The sequence below is a fragment of the Nocardioides sp. IC4_145 genome (assembly GCF_011250565.1).
Taxonomy (GTDB): Bacteria; Actinomycetota; Actinomycetes; order Propionibacteriales; family Nocardioidaceae; genus Nocardioides.
In genome coordinates this window covers 34,564-51,613 of the sequence record NZ_JAANMS010000022.1, presented here as the reverse complement: position 1 = coordinate 51,613, position 17,050 = coordinate 34,564, and the positions used below count along the sequence as shown (strand labels likewise).

Annotated in this window: 16 protein-coding genes; 12 read left to right on the top strand and 4 right to left on the bottom strand. The window is 71.5% G+C overall.

Translation table 11 applies throughout. From position 1 onward, the window contains the following. The first annotated feature begins 142 nt into the window (after positions 1-142). From G6553_RS11025 to G6553_RS11010, 4 genes are all read left to right on the top strand, one after another. Positions 143-1,525: an ABC transporter substrate-binding protein gene (locus G6553_RS11025; protein WP_166192270.1), complete on the top strand. Its 1,383-nt coding sequence runs from the start codon at positions 143-145 to the stop codon at positions 1,523-1,525. A gap of 137 nt (positions 1,526-1,662) precedes the next feature. Beyond that, positions 1,663-2,625 (top strand): sugar ABC transporter permease, encoded by a 963-nt coding sequence (locus G6553_RS11020; protein WP_166192267.1) that lies wholly within the window; start codon positions 1,663-1,665, stop codon positions 2,623-2,625. Next, entirely contained in the window at positions 2,622-3,557 is a 936-nt protein-coding gene (locus tag G6553_RS11015; protein ID WP_166192264.1) for a carbohydrate ABC transporter permease, read from the top strand. Before G6553_RS11020 ends, G6553_RS11015 begins: the two co-directional genes overlap by 4 nt. 22 nt (positions 3,558-3,579) lie before the next feature. Further along, the gene (locus G6553_RS11010) at positions 3,580-4,587 is read left to right on the top strand and encodes a LacI family DNA-binding transcriptional regulator (protein ID WP_166192261.1); all 1,008 of its coding nucleotides are present in this window, start codon (positions 3,580-3,582) and stop codon (positions 4,585-4,587) included. A gap of 23 nt (positions 4,588-4,610) precedes the next feature. Here G6553_RS11010 and G6553_RS11005 read toward each other — a convergent pair whose 3' ends face one another. After that, positions 4,611-5,348, bottom strand: a complete 738-nt coding sequence (locus G6553_RS11005; protein ID WP_166192258.1) for a hemolysin III family protein — start codon at positions 5,346-5,348, stop codon at positions 4,611-4,613. Positions 5,349-5,485: 137 nt separating this feature from the next. On the opposite strand from G6553_RS11005, the gene G6553_RS11000 reads away from it, so the two are divergent. The 3 genes from G6553_RS11000 to G6553_RS10990 all read left to right on the top strand — a co-directional run bounded on the left by G6553_RS11000 (position 5,486) and on the right by G6553_RS10990 (position 8,724). Then, on the top strand, positions 5,486-6,262 hold the full coding sequence (locus G6553_RS11000; RefSeq protein ID WP_166192255.1) for an isoprenyl transferase: 777 nt from the start codon (positions 5,486-5,488) through the stop codon (positions 6,260-6,262). Positions 6,263-6,559: 297 nt separating this feature from the next. Then, positions 6,560-7,891, top strand: a complete 1,332-nt coding sequence (locus G6553_RS10995; protein WP_166192252.1) for a PhoH family protein — start codon at positions 6,560-6,562, stop codon at positions 7,889-7,891. 158 nt (positions 7,892-8,049) lie between these two features. Further along, complete coding sequence (locus G6553_RS10990; RefSeq protein ID WP_166192329.1) at positions 8,050-8,724, top strand: lytic transglycosylase domain-containing protein; 675 nt, start codon at positions 8,050-8,052, stop codon at positions 8,722-8,724. Positions 8,725-8,748: 24 nt separating this feature from the next. Here G6553_RS10990 and G6553_RS10985 read toward each other — a convergent pair whose 3' ends face one another. Further along, the gene (locus G6553_RS10985) at positions 8,749-10,155 is read right to left on the bottom strand and encodes a class II fumarate hydratase (protein ID WP_166192249.1); all 1,407 of its coding nucleotides are present in this window, start codon (positions 10,153-10,155) and stop codon (positions 8,749-8,751) included. Further along, a complete protein-coding gene (locus tag G6553_RS10980) occupies positions 10,152-10,847 on the bottom strand; it encodes a hypothetical protein (protein WP_347565646.1) in 696 nt (231 codons plus the stop codon). The genes G6553_RS10985 and G6553_RS10980 overlap by 4 nt, the downstream gene beginning before the upstream one ends. A 126-nt stretch (positions 10,848-10,973) precedes the next feature. On the opposite strand from G6553_RS10980, the gene G6553_RS10975 reads away from it, so the two are divergent. Continuing rightward, the gene (locus tag G6553_RS10975; protein ID WP_166192243.1) at positions 10,974-11,174 is read left to right on the top strand and encodes a hypothetical protein; all 201 of its coding nucleotides are present in this window, start codon (positions 10,974-10,976) and stop codon (positions 11,172-11,174) included. Positions 11,175-11,319: 145 nt separating this feature from the next. Here the strand turns inward: G6553_RS10975 and G6553_RS10970 are convergent, their stop codons facing one another. Beyond that, on the bottom strand, positions 11,320-13,008 hold the full coding sequence (locus G6553_RS10970; protein WP_166192240.1) for a fumarate hydratase: 1,689 nt from the start codon (positions 13,006-13,008) through the stop codon (positions 11,320-11,322). A 149-nt stretch (positions 13,009-13,157) separates the two neighbouring features. Here G6553_RS10970 and G6553_RS10965 point away from each other — a divergent pair, with 149 nt between their 5' ends. The 4 genes from G6553_RS10965 to G6553_RS10950 all read left to right on the top strand — a co-directional run bounded on the left by G6553_RS10965 (position 13,158) and on the right by G6553_RS10950 (position 17,044). Further along, entirely contained in the window at positions 13,158-14,279 is a 1,122-nt protein-coding gene (locus G6553_RS10965; protein ID WP_347565645.1) for an ABC transporter substrate-binding protein, read from the top strand. A gap of 137 nt (positions 14,280-14,416) precedes the next feature. Further along, positions 14,417-15,187, top strand: coding sequence for an ABC transporter permease subunit (locus tag G6553_RS10960; RefSeq protein WP_347565644.1), 771 nt, complete (start codon positions 14,417-14,419; stop codon positions 15,185-15,187). Continuing rightward, the gene (locus G6553_RS10955) at positions 15,184-15,963 is read left to right on the top strand and encodes an ABC transporter permease subunit (RefSeq protein ID WP_347565643.1); all 780 of its coding nucleotides are present in this window, start codon (positions 15,184-15,186) and stop codon (positions 15,961-15,963) included. The genes G6553_RS10960 and G6553_RS10955 overlap by 4 nt, the downstream gene beginning before the upstream one ends. 4 nt (positions 15,964-15,967) lie before the next feature. Further along, positions 15,968-17,044 (top strand): ABC transporter ATP-binding protein, encoded by a 1,077-nt coding sequence (locus G6553_RS10950; RefSeq protein WP_166192237.1) that lies wholly within the window; start codon positions 15,968-15,970, stop codon positions 17,042-17,044. The last annotated feature ends 6 nt before the right edge of the window (positions 17,045-17,050 follow it).

Sequence of the window (17,050 nt, the reverse complement as noted above, 5' to 3'; positions counted from 1 at the left end):
GACGCTCGCGTTACAGAATCGTGACGCGACGCCCCGTCGGTGACCTTGACCACCGGGTGCGCAAGCGCTTGCATCGGGGTCCGGCACGGTCGCCGCGAGTCCGACGCAGGTGACCGACCACGGGACTAGATAGGGAGAACGCATGCGTTCGTTGAAGAGATCCGGCCTCGCAGGCGCGGCCGTCCTGCTGGCCGCCAGCGCGGCGCTCGCGGGCTGCGCCGACGACAGCGAGAACGACGGCGGCGGCAGCGCCGGCGGCACCGCCCCCGGCGACGGCAAGGCCGAGTGCGAGGGCATGACCGAGTGGGGCGACCTCACCGGTCGCGACGTCACGGTCTACACCTCGATCGTGGCCCCCGAGGACCAGCCCCACATCGACTCCTGGAAGGTCTTCGAGGACTGCACCGGGGCCGACGTCAAGTACGAGGGCTCCAAGGAGTTCGAGGCGCAGCTGCAAGTGCGCGTCCAGGCCGGCAACCCGCCGGACATCGCCTACATCCCGCAGCCGGGCCTGCTCAAGACCCTGGTCGGCACCGGCAAGGTCGTCGAGGCGCCCGAGGGTGTCGCGGCGAACGTCGACGAGTTCTTCGGCGAGGACTGGAAGGGCTACGGCAGCGTCGACGACACGTTCTACGCCGCCCCGCTCGGCGCGAACGTGAAGTCCTTCGTCTGGTACTCCCCGAAGATGTTCGCCGACAACGGCTGGGAGATCCCGGAGACCTGGGACGACATGATGGCGCTGACCGACGAGATCGCGAAGGCCGGCGACATCAAGCCCTGGTGTGCCGGCATCGAGTCCGGCGAGGCCACCGGCTGGCCGGCCACCGACTGGCTCGAGGACGTCCTGCTCCGCACCGGCGGCCCGGACGTCTATGACCAGTGGGTCAACCACGAGATCCCGTTCAACGACGACGCCGTCGTCGAGGGCCTCGACACCGTCGGCGAGATCCTCAAGAACGAGGACTACGTCAACGGCGGCATCGGCGACGTGAAGTCGATCGCGACCACCCCCTTCCAGGAGGGCGGCCTGCCGATCCTCGACGGCGAGTGCGCGCTGCACCGTATGGCGAGCTTCTACGCAGCCAACTGGCCCGAGGGGACCGACGTGTCGGAGAACGGCGACGCGTTCGCCTTCTACCTCCCGCCGATCGGTGACGAGTTCGGCAGCCCGGTCCTCGGTGGTGGCGAGTTCGTCGCCGCGTTCTCCGACGCGCCGGAGGTCCAGGCCTTCCAGACCTTCCTGTCCAGCGACACCTGGGCCAACGAGAAGGCCAAGGCCACCCCGGGCGGCGGCTGGGTGAGCGCCAACACCGGTCTGGAGATCTCCAACCTGTCCAGCCCGATCGACCAGCTGTCGGCGGAGATCTTCCAGGACCCTGAAGCGGTCTTCCGCTTCGACGGCTCCGACCAGATGCCCGGTGCCGTCGGCGCCGGCTCCTTCTGGACCGAGATGACCGCCTGGATCGCGCAGGACCAGAGCACCGAGGACTCCCTCACAAAGATCGAGGAGTCCTGGGAGGACTGATCCCAGCAGGTGACACGACTCCTCCCGGTCGGCCGCTCGGCCGGCCGGGAGGGGCCTGTCCCACCAGCTGCGTCCCGCCCCGTCGTACGTCCGGCCGGTGAGCCCTCGGGCCCGGCCCCAGCCCTCCGGAGTGCCCCATGTCCACCGGTGAGAAGTTCACCCAGATGGTGATCGCGGTCGCGGTGTTCTTCGCCGTCGTCGCGCTGATCCTCCTGCTGACCCAGCGCCTCCGGTCGCGCCGCGGCGAGATGGTGCAGTCCGCCGCGTTCGTGCTCCCGGCGATCCTGCTCATCGCCCTCGGCCTGCTCTACCCGGCCCTGACGAGCATCTACCAGTCCTTCCGGGACAACACCGGCAGCGAGTTCGTCGGCCTCGAGAACTACCAGACGATCTTCACCGACGCCGACCAGGTGCGCGTGCTGCTCAACACCGCCGCCTGGGTCATCCTCGTGCCCCTCGTCTCCACCCTCGTCGGGCTGGTGTACGCCGTGCTGGTCGACCGGTCACGGTTCGAGAAGGTCGCCAAGGCGCTGATCTTCCTGCCGATGGCGATCTCGCTCGTGGGCGCCTCGATCATCTGGAAGTTCGTCTACGACTACCGCGACAGCAGCAAGCAGCAGATCGGCCTGGCCAACGAGCTGCTCAACCTGGTCGGGATCGACTCCTACCGGTTCCTGCTCACCGAGCCCTGGAACACCGTCTTCCTCATCATCATCCTGATCTGGGTCCAGGCCGGCTTCGCGATGACCATCCTCTCGGCCTCCATCAAGGCGATCCCCGAGGACATCATCGAGGCCGCGCGCCTCGACGGCGTCGGCGGGCTGAAGATGTTCCGCCACATCACGATCCCGAGCATCCGGCCCTCGCTCATCGTCGTGCTGACCACCATCAGCATCACCACGCTCAAGGCCTTCGACATCGTCCGCACGACCACGGGCGGCAACTTCGACACCAGCGTGCTGGCCTACCAGTTCTACGTGGAGTACTTCCGCTCCTACGACCAGGGCATGGCCACCGCGATCGCGGTGCTGATCTTCGTCCTCGTCATGCCGATCGTGATCTACAACGTCCGTCAGATGCGCAAGCTGGAGGCACGATGACCGTCATCCCGGAGGAGAAGGGCGTCGAGGCGATCGTCGCCCAGGAGTCGGTCGCCGCCACCGCCAAGCGGGGCCTCAGCTCGCCGTGGGCGTCCCTGGCCGCGGTCGTCATCGCGGTGCTGTGGACGATCCCGACGTTCGGCCTGCTGATCACGTCGTTCCGCCCGCAGGGCGACATCACACGCAGCGGCTGGTGGACCTTCTTCACGAACCCGAGCTTCACCCTCGACAACTACGACGAGGTCCTCAACGGGTCGACGACCAACCTGGCGACGTACTTCATCAACTCGATCGTCATCACGATCCCGTCGGTGCTGATCCCGATCAGCATCGCGACGATGGCGGCCTACGCCTTCGCGTGGATGAAGTTCCCCGGCCGCGACTTCCTGTTCGTGGCGATCTTCGCCCTCCAGATCGTCCCGATCCAGGTCACGATGATCCCGCTGCTCAAGCTCTACGTGCAGCCGCCCTTCGACCTGATGCCGCTCGCCGGCTCCGACGCCCCCGGCGGCGGCTTCTACACGATCTGGCTCTCGCACGCGATCTTCGCGCTGCCGCTGGCGATCTACCTGCTGCACAACTTCATGAGCCAGATCCCCGGCGAGCTCATCGAGTCCGCCCGGGTCGACGGTGCCGGCCACGTCCAGATCTTCACCAAGATCATGCTGCCCCTGATGGCGCCGGCGATCGCGGCGTTCGGCATCTTCCAGTTCCTGTGGGTGTGGAACGACCTGCTCGTCGCGCTCGTCTTCGGCAGCTCGGAGAACGCGCCGCTGACCGCTCGCCTCGCCGAGCTCTCCGGCACGCGCGGCCAGGACTGGTACCTGCTGTCCGCCGGTGCGTTCGTCTCGCTGGTCGTGCCGCTGATCGTGTTCCTCGCGCTGCAGCGCTACTTCGTGCGCGGCCTGCTCGCCGGAAGCGTCAAGGGGTGACCGACCTGCGGGTGGGGGCCCGATGACCAGCATCGACGACCTCGCCCGCGAGGTCGGGGTGTCGACCGCCACGGTCTCCCGCGCCCTGCGGGGCCTCCCGCGCGTCTCCGAGCAGACCCGGCAGCGCGTGGTCGAGGCGGCGGTGCGGCTGGGCTACGTGCCGAGCGCCAGCGCGAGCGGGCTCGCGACCGGCCGGACCCGCACCGTCGCGGTGGTGGTGCCGTTCGTGACCCGGTGGTTCTTCGCCACCGTCGTCCACGGCGCCGAGCAGGTGCTCCGCGAGCGCGGCTACGACCTGCTGCTCTACAACCTCGCCGGCGACCCGGCCGCCCGGCAGCGGCTCTTCGGCACCGGCCTGCTCACCAAGCGCGCCGACGCGGTCCTCGTGCTGGGGCTCGCCCCGACCGCCGAGGAGGTCCGACAGCTGCGCAGCGGCGGCCGCCCGGTGGGCCTGGTGGGCGCGTCCGTCGACGGCTGGCCCAGCGTGCAGATCGACGACCACGCCGCGGCCCGCTCGGCGGTCGAGCACCTGCTCGCGCTCGGCCACCGCCGGATCGCGTACGTCGGCGGGCTCGACGACAGCCCGGTCGACGTCGTCGTGCCGACGGCCCGCCGCGACGGCTACCGCGCGGCGCTGCTCGACGCGGGGGTCGAGCCGGACCCGGCGTACGAGGTGGAGGGGCGCTTCACCATGGCTGGCGGGCTCGCCGCGGGCCGTCGGCTGCTCGACCTCCCCGAGGGGCCGACAGCGGTGTTCGCGGCGTCCGACGAGATGGCGATCGGCGTGCTGCGCGCCGCACGCGAGGCCGGCCGCTCGGTGCCCGGCGACCTGTCGGTGATCGGCGTCGACGACCACGAGACGGCGCTGTTCTTCGACCTCTCCACCGTCCGCCAGCGGGTCGACGAGCAGGGCCGTACGTCCGCCCGCCAGGTGCTGGCGCTGCTCGGCGAGACCGACGAGCTCGTGCCGGAACGGGTGGTGCTGCCGACCGAGCTGGTGCTGCGCTCGACGACCGCCCCGCCCGCCTGAGGTCCTGGCCGGGCCGGCCCGGCTCAGCGCAGGGAGTACGTCGCCAGCGAGACGCCGACGTAGTGCGCGGCGAACGCCAGGATCGTGAAGGTGTGGAAGACCTCGTGGAAGCCGAACCACCGGGGCCACGGGTTCGGCCGCTTGAAGCCGTAGACCACGCCGCCGAGCGTGTAGAGCATCCCCCCGGCCACGATCATCACGAAGGTCGCGACCCCGATGCCCATCCCGAGCTCGAGGGCGCCCTCGAGGAGGTCGGGGATGAAGAAGACGGCGGCCCAGCCGAGCGCGACGTAGATCGGCACGTAGAGCCAGCGGGGCGCGTCGGTCCAGAAGACGCGGAAGCCCACGCCGAGGACCGCCCCCGTCCACACCGCGGTGAGCAGCGCGGTGCGCTGGGTGCCCTCGAGCAGCATGAGCGCGAACGGCGTGTAGGAGCCCGCGATGAGCAGGAAGATGTTCGCGTGGTCGAAGCGGCGCAGGAACGCCCAGACCGGCGGTGACCAGGTGCCGGTGTGGTAGATCGCCGAGACCGTGAAGAGCAGCAGGGCGGTGCCCACGAAGACCGCCGACCCGACCCGCGTCGTGGTGTCCGGGGAGAGCGCGACCAGCACGATGCCGGCGGCCAGGGTCAGCGGGGCGGTCGCCAGGTGCAGCCACCCGCGGAGCTTGGGCTTGATCTCGGCCAGGGTGTCCTGGATCGAGTCGCCGAGGTGCTCCAGGCGGTGCTCCAGCCCTGCACGCACGTCGTCCCTCCGGCTCATGGGACGAAAGTTACCGGGCCACCGGGCCGGGCCCCGCGGCCGAGCGGTGTGACGCTCCACGTCACCCGGCACAAGACCCGGTGCGACCGCTCGCCGCGCGGCCCACGGCGCCGCTCCGGCGGCGTACCCTGCTCTGCGTGGCGGACTGGAAGCGTGGGTTGCGCCGGGTGCTCTACCCGGCCTACGAGGCCCGGATGCTCCGCCGGCTGCCGACCGGACAGCTGCCGAAGCACATCGGCGTCATGCTCGACGGGAACCGTCGCTGGGCCCGCGCCGTCGGCCGCGACACCGCCCATGGGCACCGCGCCGGCGCCGCGAACATCGAGCCGCTGCTCGGCTGGTGCGACGAGGTCGGGATCGAGGTCGTCACCCTGTGGCTGCTCTCGACCGACAACCTGAACCGCCCCGCCGCCGAGCTCGCCCCGCTCCTGGAGATCATCGAGGACGCCGTCGACAGCCTGGCCGCCCAGCAGCGCTGGCGGCTCCACCCCGTCGGCGCGCTCGACCTCCTGCCCGCGCGCACCGCCGAGCGGCTCAAGGCCGCCGCGGAGTCGACCCGCGAGGTCGAGGGGATGCTGGTCAACGTGGCCGTGGGGTACGGCGGTCGCCGCGAGATCGCCGACGCCGTCCGCTCGCTGCTCCAGGAGCACGCCGAGCGCGGCACCACGCTGGAGGAGCTCGCCGGCCAGATCGACGTCGAGCACATCGCCGACCACCTCTACACCAAGGGCCAGCCCGACCCCGACCTGGTGATCCGCACCTCGGGGGAGCAGCGGCTCGGCGGCTTCCTGCTGTGGCAGAGCGCGAAGTCGGAGTTCTACTTCTGCGAGGCCTACTGGCCCGACTTCCGCCGCGTGGACTTCCTCCGCGCGATCCGCGCCTACGCCCAGCGCGAGCGCCGCTTCGGCGCCTGAAGCGGCCGGCGGCGCGTACGCCGTTCGGGTGATGTTCACCGAGGTTCACCCGCGCGGACGGGCGTGTCGCCCTCGCCGGAGGGGGCAGCGGCGTACGTTCTGGATCAGTGGCCGGTGGGGAAGCCGGCCGCGTCGGGAGGTCCGCTCGTGAGTGATCACGACTGCAGCGCACGACAGGCAGCCGCCTGCCGTGGGCGAGGGGGCCGGCACTCCGGCCTGCGGGCCCGGTCCCGGTCCAACCGCGTGAGCTAGGGACCGGGGCGTCGAGTGCGCGTGCCGTCCCGTGAGGGGTGAACCGTGCCGACCACGGCCAAGAAGACCCGGACCACCAGCAGCACCCGCACCTACGTCCTCGACACCAGCGTCCTGCTGGCCGACCCCGGCGCGCTCCGCCGCTTCGCCGAGCACGAGGTCGTGCTGCCGGTGGTCGTGATCACCGAGCTCGAGGGCAAGCGGCACCACCCCGAGCTGGGGTTCTTCGCCCGGACCGCGCTCCGGATGCTCGACGAGCTGCGGGTCACCCACGGGCGGCTCGACGAGCCGGTCCCGGTCGGCGACGAGGGCGGCACGCTGCGCGTCGAGCTCAACCACACCGACCCGGAGGCGCTGCCGTCGGGCTTCCGGCTCGGCGACAACGACACGCGGATCCTGGCCGTCGCCAAGAACCTCGCCGACGAGGGCCACGCTGTCACGCTGGTCTCCAAGGACCTCCCGCTGCGGATCAAGGCCTCCGCGGTGGGGCTGGACGCCGAGGAGTACCGCGCGGAGGCCGTCAGCGACTCGGACACGGGCTACTCGGGCATGGCCGAGCTGGAGGTCGCCGCGACCGAGCTGGACGAGCTGTACGACGACGGCGTGCTCGACCTCGAGGTGGCCCGCGACATGCCGTGCCACCAGGGGCTGGTGCTGCTGTCGGACCGGGGGACCGCGCTCGGCCGGGTCGGTCCGGACAAGCGCATCCACCTCGTGCGCGGGGACCGCGAGGCGTTCGGCGTCCACGGCCGCTCCGCCGAGCAACGGGTCGCGCTCGAGATGCTGCTCGACCCGGAGGTCGGCATCGTCTCGCTCGGGGGTCGAGCCGGCACCGGCAAGTCCGCGATGGCGCTGTGCGCCGGGCTGGAGGCGGTCCTCGAGCGCGGCCAGCACCAGAAGGTGGTGGTCTTCCGGCCGCTGTTCGCCGTCGGCGGGCAGGAGCTCGGCTACCTCCCCGGCTCCGAGGCCGAGAAGATGGGCCCCTGGGCCCAGGCGGTCTTCGACACCCTCGGCGCGGTGACCTCCAAGGAGGTCATCGAGGAGGTGCTCGACCGCGGGATGCTCGAGGTGCTCCCGCTGACCCACATCCGGGGCCGCTCGCTGCACGACGCGTTCGTCATCGTCGACGAGGCACAGTCGCTGGAGCGCAACGTGCTGCTCACCGTGCTCTCGCGGATCGGCGCCGGCTCGAAGGTCGTCCTCACCCACGACGTGGCGCAACGCGACAACCTGCGCGTGGGTCGCCACGACGGCATCGTCGCGGTCATCGAGAAGCTCAAGGGGCACCCGCTCTTCGCCCACGTGACCCTCACGCGGTCCGAGCGGTCCCCGATCGCAGCGCTGGTCACCGAGATGCTGGAGAACGTCACGCTGTAGGCACAGGTCTGGACGGGTGCGGCCGGCGGGGCTGCTGTGACGCGTGTGTCACACGCCGCGCCGGGCCGTCTCGGAGGACGTCGTCGCTTTGGCGGGTCCGCGGCACGTCGTGCATGGTGTCGGGGTTCCTGGCCTCTACCCCCGTGGATGACCCGCCTGTGTCGAAGCACGTCAAGCACGTCCCGAAGCACCGCCGCGCTCCCGAGCCCCGGCTCACCCGGGCACCGCGGCGGGCCCTGCGCACCACGGCCGTCCTGTCCGGCGTGGCCGTCGCCACGACCGGGGCCGCCGTCGCCGGCGGCGTCCTGAGCGGCCCGGGCGCGGTGAGCGCCGCCGCGGGCGACATCGCCGCCGTCGCGGACGGTGCCCGCCTCAGCGGCTCGTCGTTCGCCGAGGAGCGTGCCTCGTCGGTCACCCGGTCCTCGGACCGGCGCGAGCAGGCCGACCCGGCCAAGAAGGCGACCCTCGGCGAGGAGCTCGGCGCCGCCTCCGGTGAGGGGGCGACCCGCGCGATGACCCGCACCGAGGACCTCTCCGACGCCGACCCGCGCGACATCGCCCGCGCGATGCTCGGCGAGTTCGGCTTCTCCGCCGACCAGTTCTCCTGCCTCGACTCGCTCTGGGTCAGCGAGAGCGACTGGCGCGTCGACGCCGACAACCCCACCTCGTCGGCGTACGGCATCCCGCAGGCGCTCACCGGCCTGCACGAGCTGCCCGCGGACTACATGACCAACGCCGCCTCGCAGATCCGCTGGGGCCTGGGCTACATCCGCGACGCCTACGGCTCGCCGTGCAGCGCCTGGTCCTTCAAGCAGGGCCACAACTGGTACTAGGCCCGGTCCCGGCGGACGTCCGGGTCAGGGGTGGGTCATCGACTCCACGTCGAGCGCCTCGTCGAGCTGCTCCTCGGTGACCTCGCCCCGCTCGACGAAGCCCATCTTCAGGACCGTCTCGCGGATGGTCGCGCCGTCGGCGAGCGCCTGCTTGGCGACCTTCGCGGCGTTCTCGTAGCCGATGTGCTTGTTCAGCGGCGTCACCACCGACGGCGAGGACTCGGCGTACTGCCGCATCCGCTCGGCGTCCGCGGTGATCCCGTCGACGCAGCGCTGCGCGAGCACCGTCGAGGACGTGGCGAGCAGCCGCACCGACTCCAGCACGTTGCGCGCCATCACCGGCATCGCCACGTTGAGCTCGAAGCTGCCGCTCGCGCCGGCGAACCCGACGGCCGCGTCGTTGCCGATGACCTGGGCGCACACCATGAGCGTCGCCTCGGGGAGCACCGGGTTCACCTTGCCCGGCATGATGCTCGAGCCCGGCTGGAGGTCGGGCAGGTGGATCTCGGCCAGACCGGTGGTCGGCCCCGACGACATCCAGCGCAGGTCGTTGCAGATCTTGGTGAGGCCGACCGCGATGGTCCGCAGGACGCCGGAGAGCTCGACGAGCGAGTCCCGCGTGCCCTGGGCCTCGAAGTGGTTGCGCGCCTCGGTGAACGGCTGCCCGGTGCGCTCGCCGAGCACCTCGATCACCCGCGCCGCGAAGCCCGGCGGCGTGTTGATGCCGGTCCCGACGGCGGTCCCGCCCAGCGGCAGCTCGCGGACGCGGGGGAGGACCGACTCGAGCCGCTCGGCGGCGTACCGCACCGTCGCTGTGTAGCCGGAGAACTCCTGGCCGAGCATCACCGGTGTCGCGTCCATCAGGTGCGTGCGGCCGGACTTCACCAGCCCGGCGAACTCCTCGGCCTTGCCCTCGAGGCTGGTGGCCAGCACGTCGAGCGCGGGCAGCAGCTGGTCGGTGACCGCGAGCGCCGCGGCGACGTGGATGGCCGTGGGGAAGGTGTCGTTGCTGGACTGGCTGGCGTTGACGTGGTCGTTGGGGTGCACGTCGGTGCCGGCGCGGGCGGCCAGGGAGGCGATGACCTCGTTGGCGTTCATGTTCGAGCTCGTGCCCGACCCGGTCTGGAAGACGTCGACGGGGAACTCGCGGTCGTGCCGGCCCTCGGCCACCTCGGTCGCGGCGGCGACGACCGCGTCGGCCTTGGCGCGGTCCAGCACGCCGAGCTCGCCGTTGGTGGTGGCGGCGGCGGCCTTGACCAGCCCGATGGCGTGGATGAGGGCCGGCTCGATCGGCGTGCCGGAGATCGGGAAGTTCTCGACCGCGCGCTGGGTCTGCGCCCGCCACAGCGCGTCGCGAGGCACCTGGACCTCGCCCATGCTGTCGTGCTCGGTGCGGAACTCGCCGTCGGTCTGCTGCTCTGCGTCGCTCACGCCGGCTCCGGTACCCGGGCGACGTAGAGCCAATAGTGCTCGTCGCGGTCCTGCAGCCGCACCTCGTGCGGGTGCGCCTCCGCAGCGCCGAAGGCCGCCCGCATCGCCTGCTCGAGCTCCGGCGCCTCCGCCGCCGACCACACCACCAGCACGCCGCCGGGACGCAGCACCTCGCGGACGGTCGCCAGGAACGGCTCACGGTAGATCGCGGCATTCGTGTCGTGCACGAGGTAGCCCGGGCCGTTGTCGACGTCCAGCAGCACCAGGTCGTACGTCGCCGGGCGGGCCTCCGCGAGCGCGACGGCCACGTCGGCGACGACCACCTGCACCCGCTCGTCCGCGAGCAGCGCCGGCCCGTGCGGGATCGTGCCGTCGCGCATCCAGCCGACCAGCGCCTCCTCGATCTCCACGACCGCGCAGCGCTCGACCCTGCTGTCGGCCAGCACCTCGTGCATGGTGAAGCCGAGGCCGAGCCCGCCCACGACGACCGCCCGCGGGTGCTCGACCAGCGCGAGGGCCGCGGTCGCGAGTGCCCGCTCGGTGCTGGTCTCGAGGGTGTCCATCACGAAGACGCCGTTCGCGCGCAGCTCCAGCGACGTGGGTCCGTGCGGGTCGCGCCGCTCGCGCAGCACCAGCTCACCGCGCTCGGACTCCGCCCGTGCGACCTCGACCTGCTCGTGCTCGTCCGCCACTGGGCGTTGCTCCTCCGCCGGTCGTCCGTCGCTCGAACCCGGAGACATCGTGGCACGGGTCGTCGGAGCCCTCCTGCTGACCCGCGCTGCTTCGGGTACCGGTCGCACCGACCCGAAGGAGAGTGCATGAGCGAGAACAAGAAGCAGTCCGAGGGCCAGGTCTCCGAGGCCGCCTCCATGGACCCGGACGCCCTGGACCAGCCGATCTCCGACGACCAGGGCGTCGCCGGCAACCCCGACCAGCCGCACGGCGCTGACGGCGAGGGCGTCGAGGCCGGCCCCAACGCCAAGCCCCGCGCCAACCAGGAGTCCGCCCGCGAGGCCTGACCCCCTTCCGCTGGTCGAGCAGGGGGCCGCCGCTGTTCCGCTGGCTGAGCGTGTCGAGACCCGGTGACGTACCCAGGGCCGTAGCCACCGTCACCGGGTCTCGACACGGCTCGCTGGCGCTCGCCTGCTCGACCAGCGGGTCGGGCTACTGCGCCGAGCGCACCCGCAGGCCGGTGATCGGCACGGTGACCGACCCGGAGGGGTCGGTGAAGAAGTCGTTCCCCTGGTGGTCGACGACGATGAAGGCGGGGAAGTCCTCGACCTCGATCCTCCAGACCGCCTCCATGCCCAGCTCGGGGTACTCGATGACCTCCTGGGACTTGATGCAGTCCTGGGCGAGGCGGGCGGCGGGGCCGCCGATCGAGCCGAGGTAGAAGCCGCCGTGGGCGGCGCAGGCGTCGGTGACGGCCTTGGAGCGGTTGCCCTTGGCGAGCATCACCATCGATCCGCCGGCGGCCTGGAACTGCTCGACGTAGGAGTCCATCCGCCCCGCGGTCGTCGGGCCGAACGACCCGGACGCCATGCCCTCGGGGGTCTTGGCCGGGCCGGCGTAGTACACCGGGTGGTCCTTGAGGTACTGCGGCATCTCCTCGCCGGCGTCGAGCCGCTCCTTGATCTTCGCGTGGGCGATGTCGCGGGCGACGACGAGCGGACCGGTGAGCGAGAGGCGCGTCTTGACCGGGTGCTTCCGCAGCTCGGCGAGGATGTCGGCCATCGGCATGGTCAGGTCGATCGGGACCACCTCGCCGCTGGCGATGTCGTCGGCCACGCCGGCGTCGGGCATGTACTGCGCCGGATCGGTCTCGAGCTGCTCGAGGAAGACGCCCTCGGGGGTGATCTTGCCCAGCGCCTGGCGGTCGGCGGAGCAGGAGACGGCGATCGCGACCGGGCAGGACGCGCCGTGGCGAGGGAGCCGGACGACGCGGACGTCGTGGCAGAAGTACTTGCCGCCGAACTGCGCGCCGATGCCGAAGGACTGGGTCAGCTCGAAGACCTGCTGCTCGAGCTCCAGGTCCCGGAAGCCGTGCGCCGACATCGAGCCCTCGGTCGGCAGGTCGTCGAGGTAGTGCGCCGAGGCGTACTTCGCCGTCTTGAGCGCGAACTCCGCCGACGTGCCGCCGATGACGACGGCGAGGTGGTACGGCGGGCACGCGGCCGTGCCGAGCGAGCGGATCTTCTCGTCGAGGAACGACAGCATCCGCTGCGGGTTGAGGATCGCCTTGGTCTCCTGGAACAGGAACGACTTGTTGGCCGAGCCGCCGCCCTTGGCCATGAAGAGGAACTTGTACTCCGGCTTCCCGGACGTCTGGGGCGTCGAGTAGATCTCGATCTGCGCCGGCAGGTTGGTGCCGGTGTTCTTCTCCTCGTACGTCGTCAGCGGCGCGAGCTGGGAGTAGCGCAGGTTCAGCTGGGTGTAGGCGTCGTACACGCCCTGGCTGACGACCTCGCCGTCGTCGACGCCGGTGATGACGCCCTCGGACTTCTTGCCCATGACGATCGCGGTGCCGGTGTCCTGGCACATCGGCAGCACGCCGCCGGCGGAGATGTTGACGTTCTTGAGCAGGTCGAGCGCGACGAAGCGGTCGTTGCCCGACGCCTCCGGGTCGTCGATGATCCGCCGCAGCTGTGCGAGGTGCGCGGGCCGCAGGTAGTGGGCGATGTCGTGCATCGCCTCACGGGTCAGCAGCCGGATCGCCTCGGGGGAGACCCTGAGGAACGTCTGCCCGTCCACCTCGACGGTGGAGACGCCCTCGGTGGTCAGCAGCCGGTACGGCGTGCGGTCCGGGCCGAGGGGCAGCAGGTCGGAGTAGCGGAACTCGGGATCGCTCGACACGAGCGCCCAGGGTACGCCGCTGGGTCGGCGGCGCGGACGCCGGGAGTTCACCGGTCGGCCCCGTGGAGGCCGCGGGATAGTAACGTCCGCGACGGTCGTGCCCACAACGGTGCGCGAGGCGCGACCGCGCCTCGCCTCAGGAGGTAGACGTGAAGGTTCGTAAGTGGTTCGTCGTGCTGGCCGCGACGACGGCGTTGGCGGCGTGCGCGCCGCCGGCCGATGACGAGGGCGACGCCGGGTCGGGCGACGGTGGCACCGACGCCTCCGCCGCCACGTCGGCGGAGGACTTCGGCGGCATGGAGGGCCTGGTCGAGGCCGCCCAGGAGGAGGGCACGCTCAACGTGATCGCGCTGCCGCCTGACTGGGCGAACTACGGCGAGATCATCAAGGCCTTCGAGGAGAAGTACGACATCGAGGTCGACTCGGCGCAGCCCGACGCGGCGAGCCAGGACGAGATCAACGCGGCGAACACGCTCAAGGGCAGTGACCGCGCGCCGGACGTCTTCGACCTGAGCCAGTCCGTGGCGCTGGCGAACACGGACATGTTCGCGCCGTACCAGGTCGAGACGTTCGACGAGATCCCCGCGGAGTTCAAGGACCCGGACGGCGCGTGGGTCAACGACTACGGCGGCTTCATGTCGGTCGGCTACGACTCCAGCAAGGTGCCGGACATCGACTCCCTCGACGACCTGCTGGGCCCGGAGTTCCGCGGCAAGGTCGCGCTCAACGGTGACCCGACGCAGGCCGGTGCGGCGTTCAGCGGGGTCGTCATGGCGTCGCTGGCCAACGGCGGCACGGCCGACGACATCGCCCCGGGCGTGGAGTTCTTCAAGGAGCTGAAGGCGGCCGGCAACTTCCTGCCCGTCGACCCGACGCCGGCCACCATCGAGTCGGGCCAGACCCCGGTCGTCATCGACTGGGACTACCTGAACGCCACGGAGTCGGAGAAGCTCGACAGCTGGAAGGTCTTCGTGCCGCAGGACGCGGTCGTCGCGGGCTACTACTTCCAGGCGATCAACGCCGACGCGCCGCACCCCGCGGCCGCCCGCCTGTGGCAGGAGTTCCTCTACAGCGACGAGGGTCAGAACCTCTGGCTCGCCGGCGGTGCCCGTCCGGTCCGCGCCGAGGCGATGGCCGAGGCCGGCACGATCGACACCGAGCTCTACGACGCGCTGCCCGAGGTCACCGGTGACCCGGTGATCCCGACCAACGAGCAGACGGAGTCGATGGCGTCGTACCTCGCCGACAACTGGGCGAAGGCAATCGGCTGAGCACCGTCGCCCCCGTCACCGGCACGTCGACCACGACGTCCCGAGCACCCCGGTCGGCCCGGCGCGCGAGCGTCGGGCCGGCCGTCGGGCTGCTCCCGTTCCTGGTCTACGTAGCGATCTTCCTCCTCGTCCCGACGGTGACGGTGCTGGTCGGCGCCTTCTCCGGCGAGGAGGGCGGCTTCACCCTCGACCGGGTGCGCGCCCTCGGTGAGGAGACCCCGCTGCGGGCGCTGCGCGAGAGCGTGCTCCTCTCCCTGCTGTCGGCCGCCATCGGTGCCGTGCTCGGCGCGGTCCTGGCCCAGCTGGTCCTCAGCGCACCACCCACGAGCGTCGTACGCCGGGTGGTGACGTCGCTGTGCGGCGTGCTGGCGCAGTTCGGCGGCGTGACGCTGGCCTTCGCCTGGCTGGCCACCCTCGGCTTCGGCGGCCTGCTCACCGAGCTGCTCGCCCGCACCATCGGCACCTCCGAGGCCGGCTTCGCGTGGCTCTACGAGCTGCCGGGCCTGGTGCTCGTCTACACCTACTTCCAGATCCCGCTCATGGTGATCGTCTTCCTGCCTGCGCTCGAGGGGCTGCGGCCGCAGTGGCGCGAGGCCGCGGTCAACCTCGGCGCGACCCCGTGGCAGTACTGGACCCGCGTCGCCATCCCGCTCCTGCGGCCGGCCTTCCTCGGCTCGGCGCTGCTGCTGTTCGCCAACGCGTTCGCGGCGTACGCCACCGCCGCCGCCCTGGTCAGCCAGGGCGCCCCGATCACGCCGCTGCTGATCCGCTCGGCGCTGACCTCCGAGGTCGTGCTGGGCCAGCAGGACTTCGGCTTCGCGCTCGCGCTGGAGATGGTCGTGGTCGTCGCGGTCGTCATGGCGCTCTACGCGTGGCTGCTCAAGCGCACGTCGAGGTGGCTGCGGTGAGCGCCGTCGTGAGCCGGGTGGTCCGCTACCTGCTGCTGCTGGCGTTCGCGGCGTTCTTCGCGCTGCCGCTGCTCGCGCTGCTCGACTTCTCCACCACCGACCTGCGCACCGGTGGCCGCACCGGCGAGGCCTGGGCCTCGCTCGTCGAGGACCCGACGCTGACCGAGGCGATCCGCACGTCGCTGCTGCTCGCCGCGTTGACGGTCGTCGGCATGGTCGTCCTGCTCGTGCCCACCATGGTCTGGGTGCGGCTGCGGATCCCGCGGGCCACCCGGCTCGTGGAGTTCCTCTGCCTGCTGCCGCTGACGATCCCGGCGCTGGTGATCGTGGTCGGGCTCGGCAACGTCTACGCCTGGGTCGACTACCTGGTCGGCGACTCCCCGCTCACCCTCGCCTTCGTGTACGTCGTGCTGGTGCTGCCCTACGCCTACCGCGCGATCGACGTGGCTCTCTCCGCGATCGACTCGACCACGCTGTCCGAGGCGGCCCGCTCGCTCGGGGCGGGCTGGACCACCGTGATCGTGCGGGTGGTCGTGCCGAACATCTGGCCGGGCGTCCTCGGCGCGGCGTTCATCTCCATCGCGCTCGTGCTGGGGGAGTACACCGTCGCCTCGCTGCTGAACTTCGACACCCTGCCGGTCGTCCTCGTGCTGCTCCAGAAGAGCGACGCGCCGGCCTCGATGGCCGCCGCGCTCGCCTCCATCCTCTTCGCCGCCCTGCTGCTCGTCGGGCTCTCGCTGCTCGACCGGCGGCGCCCCACCACCGGGAGGAACTGACCCGATGACCACCACCCCTCCCGCCACCCCGCCAGCCACCACCGGCAGCACCGGCGTCGCCGTCGAGCTCGCCGACCTGCGCCGCTCCTACGGCGACGTGCACGCCCTCGACGGCCTCGACCTGCGGCTCGAGCCGGGCGAGATGGTCGTGCTGCTCGGGCCCTCCGGCTGTGGCAAGACCACCGCGCTGCGCATCCTCGCCGGCCTCGAGCGGCCCGACGCGGGCACCGTGCTCGTCGGTGACCGCGACGTCACCCGGGTGCCGCCGAACAAGCGGGACATGGGCATGGTCTTCCAGGCCTACAGCCTCTTCCCGCACCTCACGGTGCTCGACAACGTCGCCTTCGGCCTCAAGCTGCGTGGCCGGTCCCGCGCCGAGCGCCGTCGCCGGGCGGGCGACATGCTCGACCTGGTGGGCCTCGGCCAGCACCACGACCGCTACGCCCACCAGCTCTCGGGCGGCCAGCAACAGCGGGTCGCGCTGGCCCGCGCGCTCGCGATCGAGCCGGCCGTGCTGCTGCTCGACGAGCCGCTCTCGGCGCTCGACGCGAAGGTCCGCGTCCAGCTGCGCGACGAGATCCGGCGGGTCCAGCTCGACGTCGGCACCACCACGCTGTTCGTCACCCACGACCAGGAGGAGGCGCTCGCCGTCGCCGACCGGGTCGGCGTGATGAACGCCGGCCGGCTCGAGCAGATCGCGCCGCCCGCCGAGCTGTACGACGCCCCAGCCACGCCGTTCGTCGGGTCGTTCGTCGGGCTGAGCAACCGGCTGCCGGCGCAGGTCGTCGACGGCCGGGCGCGCGTGCTCGACGCGACGGTCGACGTGCTCCCCGGCTCCGCCACCGGGGCCGGCGTCGCGCTGGTGCGGCCCGAGGCGGTCCGCGTGACGGCGGACCCCGCCGGCACCGCCACGGTCGCCTCCGTGGCGTTCCTCGGCTCGGTCTCCCGGGCGAGCGTCACGTTTGCCGACGGCACGTTGGTCACCGCCCAGCTGCCAAGTGCCGCCGCCACCGCGCTGCAGGTCGGCCGGCGGGTGCGGGTGGACGTCGAGCCGGTGCCGGTCCTGGTGGTGGCCGACTGACCGCCC